Here is a 13790-nt window from a genome sequence, read left to right as displayed (position 1 = left end):
GCCCGGGGAGCCCCGCTCGGCGGCCTTGTGCTGGTATTGCCGCCCTGGCGAGTATCCCGTCACACCTACCCCACGTTTCTGTGCTGTCGGCGGTGCTGGGGGACCGCCGCTACTCCCGTCCCATGTCGCGGTGCACCAGCACCGTTTCCACGCCGTCGGCGATCAGACGCTTCGTCAGCCGCTCCGACATGGCCACGCTGCGATGCTTGCCACCGGTGCAGCCTACGGCAAGCGTCATGTAGCGCTTACCCTCTCGACGATAACCCTCGGTGACAATACGCAGAAGCTCCGCGTAACCGTCCAGGAACTCCTTGGCACCGGGCTGCTGGAACACATAGTCCGCGACGTCCGTATCCGTACCGGTTCGTGCCCGTAGTTCCGGCACCCAGTGCGGATTGGGCAGGAATCGGCAGTCCACCACGAGGTCGGCGTCGACCGGCAGGCCGTACTTGAAGCCGAAGGACATCACGGTGCAGCGCAGCTCGGGCTCGTCGTGGTCGGCGAACTGGGCGTCCAGCTTGGCCCGCAGCTGGTGGACGTTGAGGTCCGAGGTGTCGATCACCAGGTCGGCCTCGCCGCGCAGTTCGCGCAGCAGGTCGCGCTCCTGCGCGATGCCGTCCACGATCCGGCCCTCGCCCTGCAGCGGGTGCGGGCGGCGCACGCTCTCGAAGCGGCGCACCAGGGCGTCGTCACCGGACTCCAGGTAGACCACGCGCATCCGGATGCCGCGCTTGTCCAGCTCCTCCAGCGAGGCCCGCAGGTCGTCGAAGAACTGCCGGCCCCGGACGTCGACCACCACGCCGATCCGGGCCACCGCGCCCTGCGATCGCGCGCCGAGGTCGACCATGGTCGGGATGAGGGCCGGCGGCAGGTTGTCGACCACGAACCAGCCGAGGTCCTCCAGGCACTTGGCGGCCGTGCTGCGGCCGGCTCCGGACATGCCGGAGATGATCACCAGCTCCGGTGCGGTCTCTCCCACATCAGACACTGTCACTTCGGTTCCCCGCTCTCGGGTGCATCTGCTGTCAAAACGTGTGCGCCGCGCTCGGCGTCACGCCTGGCCCGGCCCCACGGTCGGCTGGACCGGGTCGGCAGGGCCATCCTCCATGATCTCGCCTGTGGCGGTGTTCACCGCGAATGCCGCGGGTTGCCGGGACGCCAACGCCTGGACAACAGTCTCCGCGGTGCGGCGCCCGATGCCGGGGACCGCACAGATCTCCTCGACGCTGGCGGCCCGCAGCCTCTTCACCGAGCCGAAGTGCTTGAGCAGCGCGGTGCGTCGGGTCTCCCCCAGCCCGGGGACGGCGTCCAGGCCGCCGGAGCCGGTCAGCCGCTTGGCGCGCTTGGTGCGCTGGTAGCCGATGGCGAACCGGTGCGCCTCGTCGCGCACCCGCTGCAGCAGGTAGAGGCCCTCGCTGCTGCGCGGCAGCACCACCGGGTCGTCCTGGCCGGGCAGCCAGACCTCCTCCAGGCGCTTGGCCAGGCCGCAGAGCGCGACGTCGTCGATGCCGAGTTCGTCCAGCGCGCGCTGGGCGGCGGCCACCTGGGGCTGGCCGCCGTCGACCACCAGCAGCTGCGGCGGGTAGGCGAAGCGGCGCGGGCGGCCGGTCTCCTCGTCGATCCCCGCGGGGGTCACCACGCCGCCGGGCAGCGCGTCGCCCGCAGGGTCGTCGTCACCGGGCAGGCTCTGTTCGGGCACCGCCCACTCGCCGGTGCGCTCGCGCTCCTGGAGGTAGCGGCGGAACCGGCGGCTGATCACCTCGTGCATCGAGCGGACGTCGTCCTGGCCCTCGAAGCTCTTGATCTGAAAGCGCCGGTACTCGCTCTTGCGCGCCAGGCCGTCCTCGAAGACCACCATCGAGGCGACCACGTCCTCGCCCTGCAGGTGCGAGATATCGAAGCACTCGATCCGCAGCGGCACCGAGTCCAGCTCCAGCGCGTCGGCGATCTCCTGCAGCGCCCGGCTGCGGGTGGTCAGGTCCGAGGCCCGCTTGGTCTTGTGCAGCACCAGCGCCTGCTGGGCGTTGCGCCCGACGGTGGCCATCAGGTCCTTCTTGTCGCCGCGCTGCGGCACCCGCAGGTCGACCTGGCTGCCGCGCAGGCCGGTCAGCCACTCGCGCACCGGCTCGGCCGGCTCGGGCAGCGCGGGCACCAGCACCTCGCGCGGCACCGACTCGCTGCCGCTGCCGTACAGCTGCTGCAGGGCGTGTTCGACCAGGCCGGCGGTGTCCACGTCCTCGACCTTGTCGGTGACCCAGCCGCGCTGGCCGCGCACCCGGCCGCCGCGGACGTGGAAGATCTGTACCGCGGCCTCCAGTTCGTCCTCGGCCAGCGCGAGCAGATCGGCGTCGGTGCCGTCGGCCAGCACCACGGCGTTCTTCTCCATCGCCCGCTTGAGCGCCTCGATGTCGTCGCGCAGCCGGGCCGCCTTCTCGTACTCCAACTCGGCGGCGGCCTCGGCCATCTGCTCCTCCAGGCGGCGCAGGTGGTTGCCGGTGCGCCCGGCCATGAAGTCGCAGAACTCCTCGGCCAGCTCCCGGTGTTCGGCCGCGCTGACCTTGCCGACGCAGGGCGCGGCGCACTTGCCGATGTAGCCCAGCAGGCAGGGACGGCCGACCTGCTCGGCGCGCTTGAAGACGCCGGTGGAGCAGGTGCGCACCGGGAAGACGCGCAGCAGCAGGTCGACGGTCTCGCGGATCGCCCAGGCGTGCCCGTACGGGCCGAAGTAGCGCACGCCCTTCTTGTGCGCCCCGCGCATCACCTGGACCCGGGGGAACTCCTCGTTCAGCGTCACCGCGAGCTCGGGATAGCTCTTGTCGTCGCGGTACTTGACGTTGAACCGGGGGTCGAACTCCTTGATCCAGGAGTACTCCAGCTGGAGCGCCTCGACCTCGGTGCCGACCACCGTCCACTCCACCGAGGCGGCGGTGGTGACCATGGTGGCGGTGCGCGGGTGCAGGTTCGCCAGGTCCTGGAAGTACGAGGACAGGCGCGGGCGCAGGCTCTTGGCCTTGCCCACGTAGATCACCCGGCCGTGCTCGTCCCGGAACCGGTAGACCCCGGGCGAGGGTGGGATCGCTCCCGGCGCCGGGCGGTAGGTGGACGGGTCAGCCATCGTGGTCCCCCTCGTGCTGCTGTGACTGTCAAAACCCTAGCTCGCCACGCTGACGGGCGGAGCTCGCCGGGCTGACGGCCGGTGCCGGGCTCAGCTCGGCGTCACCGTGAGCTTGCCGCCGGCCACCGCGACCTGGTAGCTGGGCAGCGGGCTCGGCGCCGGGCCGTCGGCGACCGTGCCGTCGGCGATGTTGAAGCGGCTGCCGTGGCACGGGCACTGGATCAGGTTGTTCTTGACCTGGTCGACCAGGCAGCCGGCGTGCGTGCAGCGGGCACTGAACGCCTTGTACTGGCCGGCGCTGGGCTGGGTGACCACGATCCGCTGGTCCGCGTAGACCTTGCCGCCACCCACCGGGACGGCCGAGGCGTCGCCCAGGTCGACCGGCGTGGTCGCGGCCTTGGACTGGCCCTTGCTGCTGCCGCCCGAGCTGTCGCAGCCGCTCAGGGTGAGCGCGGAGCCGCCCGCCAGCGCGGCCGCGCCGCAGCAGAGCAGGGTGCGGCGGGTGGTGGTGGGCGTCTGGTCGGCCTCGGACATGGGGGCTGCTCCCTGCGGGGGTACGGCGGGTGGACGGGCGGCAGTCTAGGCCCTCTCTCATGGGTCTTACCGGGGCGCCCACGGGGGGCGCCCCGGGACAGTGCCCTGGGAGAGCGGCAGCTACTTCTTGGCCGCCGCGCGCTTGCGGGCGGCCCTGGGGGCGGGGACCGGCGCGTCGCTCACCCGGTCGCCCAGGATGTCGCGCAGGAACTTGCCGGTGTGGCTGTCCGTGGTGGCGGCGATCTCCTCGGGGGTGCCCTCGGCGATCACCGTGCCACCGCCGCTGCCACCCTCGGGGCCCATGTCCACGATCCAGTCGGCGGTCTTGATCACATCGAGGTTGTGCTCGATGACGATCACCGTGTTGCCCTTCTCGACCAGACCGGAGAGCACCTTGATCAGCTTGCTGATGTCCTCGAAGTGCAGGCCGGTGGTGGGCTCGTCCAGCACGTAGACGGTCCGCCCGGTGGAGCGCTTCTGCAGCTCGGCGGCGAGCTTGACGCGCTGCGCCTCACCGCCGGAGAGGGTCGGCGCGCTCTGGCCGAGCCGGACGTAGCCGAGGCCGACGTCGTTGAGGGTGCGCAGGTGGCGGGCGATCGCCGGGACGGCCTCGAAGAAGTGCAGCGCCTCCTCGATCGGCATGTCCAGCACCTCGGCGATGGACTTGCCCTTGAAGTGCACCTCCAGCGTCTCGCGGTTGTAGCGGGCGCCGTGGCAGACCTCGCACGGGACGTAGACGTCCGGCAGGAAGTTCATCTCGATCTTGATGGTGCCGTCGCCCGAGCAGTTCTCGCAGCGGCCGCCCTTGACGTTGAAGGAGAACCGGCCCTGCAGGTAGCCGCGCACCTTCGCCTCGGCGGTCTCCGCGAAGAGCTTGCGGACGTGGTCGAAGACACCGGTGTAGGTGGCCGGGTTGGACCGCGGGGTGCGGCCGATCGGCGACTGGTCGACGTGCACCACCTTGTCCACCAGATCGGTGCCGGTGACCCGGGTGTGCCGGCCCGGCACACTGCGCGCGCCGTTCAGCTCGCGCGCCAGGTGGGTGTAGAGGATGTCGTTGACCAGGGTGGACTTGCCGGAGCCCGAGACGCCGGTGATCGCGGTGAACATCCCCAGCGGGAAGCCGACCGTGACGTCCCTGAGGTTGTGCTCGCGGGCGCCGTGCACCACGATCTGGCGCTTCTTGTCGCGCGGTCGGCGGGTGGCGGGGATCGGGATCGAGCGCTTGCCGGAGAGGTACTGGCCGGTCAGCGACTGCTCGTTGGCGAGCAGCTCCTTCAGCCCGCCGGAGTGCACCACCTTGCCGCCGTGCTCGCCGGCGCCGGGGCCGATGTCGACCACCCAGTCGGCGGTCTTGATGGTGTCCTCGTCGTGCTCCACCACGATCAGCGTGTTGCCGATGTCGCGCAGCCGGACCAGGGTCTCGATCAGCCGGTGGTTGTCGCGCTGGTGCAGGCCGATCGACGGCTCGTCCAGCACGTAGAGCACGCCGACCAGGCCGGAGCCGATCTGGGTGGCGAGCCGGATCCGCTGCGCCTCGCCGCCGGACAGGGTGCCGGCCGCGCGGTTGAGCGAGAGGTAGTCGAGGCCGACGTCGACCAGGAACCGCAGCCGCTCGTTGACCTCCTTCAGCACCCGCTCGGCGATCTTCTTGTCCCGGGCGGTCAGCTTCATCCCGCTCAGGAAGTCGGCACAGTCGCTGATCGACATCGCCGACACCTCGGCGATCGACTTGCCCTGCACGGTGACCGCGAGCACGACCGGCTTGAGCCTGGTGCCCTCGCAGGTCGGGCACGGCACCTCGCGCATGTAGCCCTCGAAGCGCTCGCGACCGCTGTCGGTCTCCGCCTCGTTGTGCTTGCGCTGGACGAACGGGATCACGCCCTCGAACCCGGTGACCCAGGAACGGGCCTTGCCGTAGCGGTTGTTGTAGCGGACCTCGACCTTGGCCTTGTGGCCGTAGAGCAGCGCCTTCTTGGCCCGGGCCGGCAGCCCGGCCCACGGGATGTCGGTGCGGAAGCCGACCTCGGTGGCGAGCGCGTCGATCAGGTGGCCGAAGTACTCGCGCAGGTGGCCGCCGGTCCACGGGTGGATGGCGCCCTCGTCCAGCGACTTCTGGTCGTCGGGCACCACCAGCTCGGGGTCCACCTCCATCCGGCTGCCGAGACCGGTGCACTCGGGGCAGGCGCCGAACGGGGAGTTGAAGGAGAAGGAGCGCGGCTCCAGCTCCTCGAAGGAGACGTCGTCGTACGGGCAGTAGAGGTGCTCGGAGTACATCCGCTCACGCTCGGGGTCGTCCGCGTCGAGGTCGACGAAGTCCAGCACCACCATGCCGCCGGAGAGCTTGAGCGCGGTCTCCACCGAGTCGGTCAGGCGGCGCTTGGCGCTCTCCTTGACGGTGAGGCGGTCGATCACCACCTCGATGGTGTGCTTCTCCTGCTTCTTGAGCTTGGGCGGCTCGGCCAGCTGGATGGTCTCGCCGTCCACCCGGGCCCGGGCGTAGCCCTTGGACTGCAGGTCGGCGAAGAGATCGACGAACTCGCCCTTGCGCTCGCGCACCACCGGGCTGAGCACCTGGAACCGGGTGCCCTCGGCGAGCTCCAGCACCTTGTCCACGATCGCCTGCGGGGACTGCTTGGCGATCGGGCGCCCGCAGTGCGGGCAGTGCGGCTTGCCGACCCGGGCGAACAGCAGCCGCAGGTAGTCGTAGACCTCGGTGATGGTGCCGACCGTGGACCGGGGGTTGCGGTTGGTGGACTTCTGGTCGATCGAGACGGCCGGCGAGAGGCCCTCGATGAAGTCGACGTCCGGCTTGTCCATCTGGCCGAGGAACTGCCGGGCATAGGAGGAGAGCGACTCGACGTAGCGCCGCTGCCCCTCGGCGAAGATCGTGTCGAAGGCCAGCGACGACTTGCCCGACCCGGAGAGACCCGTGAAAACGATCAGGGAGTCCCGGGGCAGGTCGAGCGAGACGTTCTTGAGGTTGTGCTCGCGAGCACCGCGGACGATGAGGCGGTCGGCCACTGCTTCTGGCGCCTTTCTCCGGGAACGGGCATTGCTTCCAGTGTCACCGATCAGCGTATCGCTCATGCGTTCGAACAACGATCGCGTCCAGTCGGGTCCACCCGTACGAGTGAAGCGCACCCCACTGACAACCGTCCGGATACCGGGAAACCCCCCTGCTCGGCGCCCGGCCCAGCGATAGCCTTCGCCCTGCACGGCCCAACGAGCCCGGGCCTGCCACGTCACGTAAGCCATGAGGGGGCCCCGATGACCACCGCCCAGCCCGACCCGCACGCCGACCTGGCCAAGGTCGCCGAGAGCACCGAGCGCCTGCTGCACACCGTCGCCGCCCTCGATCCGGCCGCACTCGCCGAGCCCTGCGCGCTGCCCGGCTGGACCCGCGGCCACGTCCTGACGCACCTCGCCCGCAACGCCGACTCGCTGGTCAACCTGGTCGAGTCGGCCCGCACCGGGCGGGACATCCCGCAGTACCCCAGCACCCAGGCCCGCGACGAGGACATCGAGAAGGGCTCCGGGCGTCCGCTCGACGAGCAGCTCGCCGACCTCAAGGCCAGCGCCGCACGGCTGGCCCAGGCCGCCGCCACCCTGCCCGAGGCGGCCTGGGGCGCCCCGCTCAAGCACCGGCTCGGCTACGTCTTCCCCGCAGCCGACCTGCCCTGGAAGCGGCTGGCCGAACTGGAGTACCACCACGTCGACCTGGCCGCCGGCTACACCCCCGCGCACTGGCCCGAGGAGTTCGCCGCCGTCGAGTTCGGCAAGCTGGCGGCCCGGTTCGCCGAGCTGGACGGCCTGTCGCCGATCGAGCTGCTCGCCGAGGACACCGGCGCCAGGGCCCACCTCGGCACCCCTGAGGGCGCGACGGCCGAGCTGCGCGCCGAGGGCCCGGTGCGCGCCCTGGCCGCCTGGCTCTCCGGCCGCTCGGACGGCGACGGCCTCCAGGTCCACCGCGACGGCGGCCCGCTGGCCGACCCGCGCGCGGCCCTGCCCGCGCTCCCCCCGATGAGCTGACGCGGGATCATGGGCCCAGCATTGGCCAACTGCCAGAAGGAGCACCCCTTGAGCTACCACGGAGCCGTCAAGGTCGGCGGTCCGCCGGACGTGCGCGAACTCGCCCATCTGATCATCACCAAGGTGGCGGTCGGCCCGTTCGACAACAACGCCTACCTGCTGCGCTGCCGGGCCTCCGACGAGCAGCTGCTGATCGACGCGGCCGCCGATGCCCCGACCCTGCTGGAGACCGTCGGCGACCAGCTGGCCACCGTGGTCACCACCCACCGCCACCAGGACCACTGGGCCGCCCTGGCCGAGGTGGTGGCCGCCACCGGTGCCCGCACCGCGGCGGGCCGCTTCGACGTCGAGGGCATCCCGGTGCCCACCGACCTGCCCCTGGCGGACGGCGACACCCTGCGCGTCGGCGAGGTGCCCCTGACCGTCCGCCACCTGGTCGGCCACACCCCCGGCGCCATCGTGCTGGTCTACGACGACCCCGAGGGCCACCCCCACGTCTTCACCGGCGACTGCCTCTTCCCCGGCGGCGTGGGCAACACCCACCAGGACAGGTCGGCCTTCGAGAGCCTCTACCGGGACGTCACCACCAAGCTCTTCGACGTACTGCCCGACGAGTCCTGGGTCTACCCGGGCCACGGCCACGACACCACCCTCGGCGCCGAACGCCCCCACCTCCCGGAGTGGCGCGAGCGCGGCTGGTGACAACGGCAGATGCCCCGCCGGAACCCGTTCCGGCGGGGCATCTCGCGCACGGGGGCTACGCCTCCAGCGACGGGAAGAGATCGCGGTCTTCCCAGTGGTCGTCGAACGCCTCCAGCATCGACTCGTAGGCCCTCATGGCCCGCAGGTCCATGCCCTCGGCCCGGTCGAGCAGCAGGTCCTCGACCTCCTTCCGCATCGCGGATGCCGCCTCCGCATCAATGAGGGCAGCCGTGGGGATTGAATCCGCCGTTTGCAACAATGATTCAGTTTCTCACTGCCGCCCCAGCAGCCCCACCGGAATCCGACCAGTGGGGCTGCTGGGCGCAACTAGGAAGTTTTATCCCAGCCCTGCGCTGTGCCATAACACTTGGAGCCGAGAAGGCTAGACGGTTGCCACAATTTCCACCAACCCATCTTGGCCCGAAATTCCGGCAGCCACATTCTCGCAGTGCACATATCGAACCGGCTCTTGACTGCTAAGAGTCAGTCCAATTCGATTCGCCTCACGCATAAAGCCTATATCCGCGACAATCGACACTACCGACTTCTCGAATGTCGAGCCATCTGGGCCAGCCTGCCACCCCCCAGAGGGATCGGTCAATCACTGGCGCTTGCACCTGCGCCGCGACACCGAAGAACCCATTTTCCTTTGCTTCAGCTCGCGGAGGCACCTCAACCACGGTCACCTGGAAGAGCATGCCCGTGAGTGGATCGACCTTCATCTCGACCTCGCCACCATTGCTTCCGGAAATCCTGAGGTACAGCGGCCTTTCCGCAGGCCGAGGCCCCCATGTGACCTTCAAGGGGCCAGCGGGACCCCCGGGGTGCCAAATGCGATCAAACGATTTAAATACGACTGGAACCGGCGCTTGTATTCGAAAGCCAGCAGACGGACCCGAATGGTGTCCAGCTCACTGCGTCGCAGGCCGCCACAAGCCTCTCGATGATCTGACTGACAGTTCCGGGCCATGGCTCAAACCCGGACTCTCCAATCTCGCCGACAAGCATCAGGCCCTCACTCAGAAGATACCTAATTGTCTCTACGAAAGTAGCTTTGAAGGATTCCTCTGGCGCCGGAGATTCCTGCCTTACATACCAGAGAAGCGTGTCGACGGGAACCCAGTCATCCAGCCCTTCACGGAGGATCTCTCTGACAATTCCATCAATGTCCGTCATCGATATGCACCTTAAGTGGCTTTCCGCTGGAGGGAAAGATGTCAATGGTTTCGCCTCCCGATGCCGAGGCGGTCCTCCATTGAATCACCGTTCCATCGTCCAGCTTGTAGACATCGGGGATCTTGGCACCGCGAGCTGGCAGCTGCGTTGCTCCGGCGGTCCATTTGTCAAACAGGCCCCGCATGCTATCTACATCGCCGACTACCTTGACGCTCCCCTTCTGCTTACCGTCTGCAAGAGCGTCGAATGCCGTGCGCCACCCGCAATCTGAATTATGCACGAGGACCGGCGTCGCGCCTGCGAGTACATAGTACGTGTGGAGTTGGTCGACCGTCAGGTTGTACATGGCCTGGTTGCCGACGATGGGTTCGGCGTTGAGGACGCTGGGGTGCTGGCCGGTGTCGGTGGTGAGGTTGTGGCCCGGGGTGAGGTCAGCGGCGGGGATGAATGTGTGGGTGGTGTCATCCCAGAAGGGGTGACCGGGTGTGGTGTGGAGGGTGGTGCTATTGCCGTCCAGGGTGCGGATGGTGAGGTCGGTGAGGTCGATGTCGTTGTGATGAATGGTGTCGGTGACGGTGCGTGGGCCCTGGTGGATTCCAGTGTCGGGGTCAGCTGCTTGGACACGGTCACCTGTGGTGATGGCGGCGATGGGTTTGGCGGTTCCGTCTGCCATCAGGACGAGTGTGTCGGCTGTGAAACTGTTGCAGGATGGCAGCTTCGGCTTGGCCTTACGGCCGAAGCTGAAGATGTCCTTGACGCCGTCGTAGGCGTCTCCGGCCCACTCCCCGAACTTTCCGCCCGCCTTTTCGATGAGCTTTCCGCCCTTGGCGATGTACTTGCCGGCCTTGGCGCCGTCGGCGACCCAGCCGACGAAGGGGACCGCGGCGGCGCAGGAGAGGCCGGAGTTGACGAAGTCGCCTTCGGTTGCGTACCAGCCGCAGTTGGCCAGGTCAGGGATCGCGCCGACGCCGGGGATAACGCCGACGGCATCGAGGGCTCCGTGGCCGGCCATCAGCCAGCCGGAATTGCCGCCACCACCGTGAGCGGGGTCCTGGGGGGGCTTGTTGCGGGGGTTGTCCCACATGTGGGCCCAGGCCTGCTCCTGGCGCAGCTTTTCCGCCTTGTGCTGGGCGGCGTAGGGGTCATCCCACATATGGCTCTGAACGACGTACTGACGCTTCTGCTCGTCGGTCATCTGGTAAGAGGCCTGAGCCGCCTGGAGTTCGGCTTCGGCTTGGCGGCGGGCGGCCTCTTCCTCCTGCTGCTGTTTGGTGATGGCTGCGGCCCAGGCGTCACTGGCGGCTTGGGTCGCGGTGGCGGAGTCCTTGCCGGCGGTGGTGGCGGACTGCCGGGCGCTGCGGGCGGAGCTGTAGGCGGCCTGGGCCTTATCGCTGGCGTAGCGGGCGGCTTCGGCTGCTGCGCTGGCCGAAGCGTTGGCGTTGTCGGCTTCCTGCTGAGCGGTGTCCTTGGCCTGGTTCGCCTTCTTCGCGGACTCGACGGCCTGGTCGGCGGATTGGGTGGCCTGCTGGGCGGACTGCTTGGCCTGCTCGCTGTACTGGGCGGCCTGGGCAGCGGACTGCTTGGCCTGGTTGGCGTAGCCGTCGGCCTCGCCGGCCGCCTGGCGGGCAGTGGCGGCTGCCTGGGCAGCGGTGGCGGCGTCCTGATGGGCCTGGGCCGCGACCGCGGCGGCTTCGGCGATCATCTCCTGGATGAGTGCCGTATGGGTGGCAGCGAGTTGGTCCTTGCGCTGGGCCTGAAGCTGGCCGAGTTCGACGAAGGCACGCAGCAGCGGAGGCGGTCCCTCCAGTGCGATCCGGGCGGCGGCTTTGACTTCGGGTCCACCTGAGCTGAAGGCCTGGGTGGCCAAGAGGCGATCGTCGTTGGCGCGGGCCGTGTACTGGCCAGCGTTGAGGAAGTCGCGCAGGTCTTGGACGCTGCCGTTCACTGCCTGGACGCCGCCTGCTTTGACGCGTGTTCCGCCAGCGCTGATGATCTGGGTGGTCTTGAGGCGGTAGTCGTTGGCACCGGCCAGGTGCTGACCGTTGTTCAGGAAGTCGGTGATCTGGGCCGGGTCGCCGGTGGCCAGGACCTTCTCGGCAGCTGTACGCACAGCGGGTGAGGTGGCGTCGTCAGCGGTGTTGGAGACACGGGCGCGCTCGTCCTGGGCAGCAGCCTGCTGCCAGCCGGTGCGCACGTAGGTGATGACCGCGTCGTCGGAGTCGGCTAGCGCGGCTTCAGCAGCCTGCTTACTCCAGGGGCCGCGGGTCTTGAGGGCGGCCAGGGCGATGCGACGTCCGTCGCGGGCCACCTGGGCAGAGTCGGCGCCGGGCTGGTTCGCCTGGGCCGCGAGTTGGGTGGCCTGGTCGTCGAGTTGCTTGACTGCGTCGTGCTGGGCGGTCATGTCGGCTTGCGCCTGGTCGTAGGCGGCCTTCATGTCCTTGGCCTGCTCGATGGCCGCGTTGGTACGGGTGTTGAGGTCTTCCGCCTCGATCTTGCGCGCCAGCTCGTCCACGGAGCGGGCCTGGTCGACCGCAGCGCTGGAGGAGTCCGCGGCCTGCTGGGCGACCGTTGCGTCGTCGGTGGCCTGCTGGGCGGCGCCGGAGGCCGCACTGCCCTCCCGCACGGCCCGATCGGCTTCGTCAGCCGCAGCCCGGGCATGCTGGGCCGCACCCTGGGCAGCGGTTTTGGCATCCCCGGCGGCCTGGGCGGCGCTGTCCGCCAGGCTCTGGGACGCGCCGGCAGCACGGATCGCCTCCTGAGCATGACGGTTCGCACTGTCAGCAGCCTGCTTAGCGGCGGCCGACTGGGTGCTGGCGGTGCCGGCGAGGTTCCCAGCGGTGGCGGCGGCGCTGGAGGCCTGCTGGGCGTTGGCTCCGGCTCCGGCTGCGGCCTTGGCGGCCTGGCCGGCCGCGGTGACGGCCTCGCCTGCCTGCGCGGCGGCCTCGGCCGCGGACTCCGCGCTCTGAGCGGCATCGCGGGCTTCCCGAGCGGCCTGTGTGGCTTCGGCCGCCTGGCCGGCACCGGTGGCCGCGCGGGCCGCCGCCTGACGCGCACGCGCGGCGGCCTTGTTCGCACCCGCAGCTGCCGAGGCCGCTAGCGAGGCGGCCGACGCCGCGCTACGGGCCGTCGTGTTGGCTTCCTGAGCCGCGACCCCGGCCTGCACCGCCGCATCGGCGGCCCCGTCGGCAGCCGACGCCGCACGGCCCGCGGCGTCAGCCGCGCGTGAGGAATCGTCCTTGGCTGCCGCCGTCTCCGCCGCGGCCTTGGTCGCCGCGTCCTTGGCTGCCGCTGCCGCGTCCACCGCACGCTGCGAGGCGTACTGCGCGGCCTGCGTCCGCTGTGCCGCCAGCGCACCGGCGTCCTTGGCCTGCTGCGCCAGGTCGGCGACCTTCGCGGTCTCCTGGTCACGAGAGCGGGCGGTGTACAGCCCGACCTTCAGGAACTCACGGATGTCGTCCATCGAACCGTTCAGCGCAACCAGCGCTGCGGCCTTCACCTCGGGCCCGCCCGCGCTGTACGCCTGCGTCGCCAGGAGCCGGTCGTCGTTGTCCCGCGCGATGTCCTGACCGCTGTCCAGGAAAGCCCGGACATCGTCGATGGTGCCGTTGAGCGCCTTGACGCCGGCGTCCTTCACTCGCCGCCCGCCCGCGCTGACGATCTGTGTGGCCTGGAGCCGCTCGTCGTCCTCGAACGGCTTGCGCCAGCCGTCGGCCAGAAACGCACTCAGATCGTCCGGCGTCCCGGAAATCGCCTTGAGTGCAGCCTCCCGCAGGTGACGCCCACCGGCGCTGTACAGCTGTGTCGCGGTGAGGCGCTCATCGTTCAGCTCCGCGACACGCCCTGTGCTGTCCAGGAAGTCGCGCACATCCTGATCGCTGCCGAGCAGTGCCTTCTCGGCAGCCGCCCGTACTCTCGAACCGCCCGTCAGCCAGAGCTCCACGACCTGGGCCCGGTCGGTATCCGGCAGTGCCCCGGCCGCCGCGGGGTCTGGCTGATCGGCCGCGAACGCGGTATCCGAGCCCACCAGTCCAGCCATCAGTGTCAGTGGCAGCAGCCCCGCGCACAGCACCCGGGCGCCCAGCGCCCACGCGCCCGGCCGCCTCCTGCCGCCGGCCCACCCGTCCCCTCGGCCACGGCCTTGTGGCTTTCCCCGAGCGGGCTTTGCCAGCCGACCGCTCTTCCCGTCACCAGCTATTCCAATACGCACACGCATGAGCCCTTTCCCATGGAA

At 69.6% G+C, this 13790-nt stretch carries 9 protein-coding genes; 2 read left to right on the top strand and 7 right to left on the bottom strand.

Annotation, left to right across the window (positions count from 1 at the left end; all coding sequences use genetic code 11):
* Positions 1-109 precede the first annotated feature (109 nt).
* The 4 genes from rapZ to uvrA form a co-directional block, all read right to left on the bottom strand.
* Positions 110-988 carry an RNase adapter RapZ gene (rapZ, locus tag ACFZB9_RS14645; protein WP_391447019.1) on the bottom strand — a complete coding sequence of 293 codons (879 nt, stop codon included), beginning with the start codon at positions 986-988 and terminating at the stop codon, positions 110-112.
* A 63-nt stretch (positions 989-1051) separates the two neighbouring features.
* A complete protein-coding gene (gene uvrC, locus ACFZB9_RS14640) occupies positions 1052-3115 on the bottom strand; it encodes an excinuclease ABC subunit UvrC (RefSeq protein ID WP_391447017.1) in 2064 nt (687 codons plus the stop codon).
* Between the two features lie 90 nt (positions 3116-3205).
* Positions 3206-3649 (bottom strand): Rieske (2Fe-2S) protein, encoded by a 444-nt coding sequence (locus tag ACFZB9_RS14635; RefSeq protein WP_391447016.1) that lies wholly within the window; start codon positions 3647-3649, stop codon positions 3206-3208.
* Between the two features lie 120 nt (positions 3650-3769).
* The gene (gene uvrA / locus ACFZB9_RS14630; RefSeq protein ID WP_391447014.1) at positions 3770-6673 is read right to left on the bottom strand and encodes an excinuclease ABC subunit UvrA; all 2904 of its coding nucleotides are present in this window, start codon (positions 6671-6673) and stop codon (positions 3770-3772) included.
* A 246-nt stretch (positions 6674-6919) separates the two neighbouring features.
* On the opposite strand from uvrA, the gene ACFZB9_RS14625 reads away from it, so the two are divergent.
* Together ACFZB9_RS14625 and ACFZB9_RS14620 are read left to right on the top strand one after the other, a co-directional pair.
* A complete protein-coding gene (locus tag ACFZB9_RS14625; protein WP_391447012.1) occupies positions 6920-7681 on the top strand; it encodes a maleylpyruvate isomerase family mycothiol-dependent enzyme in 762 nt (253 codons plus the stop codon).
* 48 nt (positions 7682-7729) lie between these two features.
* Positions 7730-8383 (top strand): MBL fold metallo-hydrolase, encoded by a 654-nt coding sequence (locus ACFZB9_RS14620; RefSeq protein WP_391447010.1) that lies wholly within the window; start codon positions 7730-7732, stop codon positions 8381-8383.
* 55 nt (positions 8384-8438) lie between these two features.
* Here ACFZB9_RS14620 and ACFZB9_RS14615 read toward each other — a convergent pair whose 3' ends face one another.
* The 3 genes from ACFZB9_RS14615 to ACFZB9_RS14605 form a co-directional block, all read right to left on the bottom strand.
* Positions 8439-8579 carry a hypothetical protein gene (locus ACFZB9_RS14615; protein ID WP_391447009.1) on the bottom strand — a complete coding sequence of 47 codons (141 nt, stop codon included), beginning with the start codon at positions 8577-8579 and terminating at the stop codon, positions 8439-8441.
* A 650-nt stretch (positions 8580-9229) separates the two neighbouring features.
* Positions 9230-9559: a hypothetical protein gene (locus tag ACFZB9_RS14610; RefSeq protein ID WP_391447007.1), complete on the bottom strand. Its 330-nt coding sequence runs from the start codon at positions 9557-9559 to the stop codon at positions 9230-9232.
* Positions 9546-13595: a polymorphic toxin-type HINT domain-containing protein gene (locus ACFZB9_RS14605; RefSeq protein ID WP_391447005.1), complete on the bottom strand. Its 4050-nt coding sequence runs from the start codon at positions 13593-13595 to the stop codon at positions 9546-9548. The genes ACFZB9_RS14610 and ACFZB9_RS14605 overlap by 14 nt, the downstream gene beginning before the upstream one ends.
* Positions 13596-13790 lie beyond the last annotated feature (195 nt).

The organism is Kitasatospora sp. NPDC008050 (genome assembly GCF_042957465.1).
Lineage (GTDB): Bacteria > Actinomycetota > Actinomycetes > Streptomycetales > Streptomycetaceae > Kitasatospora.
The sequence above is the reverse complement of the archived record's forward strand: the minus strand, read 5'-3'. Positions and strand labels throughout refer to the sequence as shown.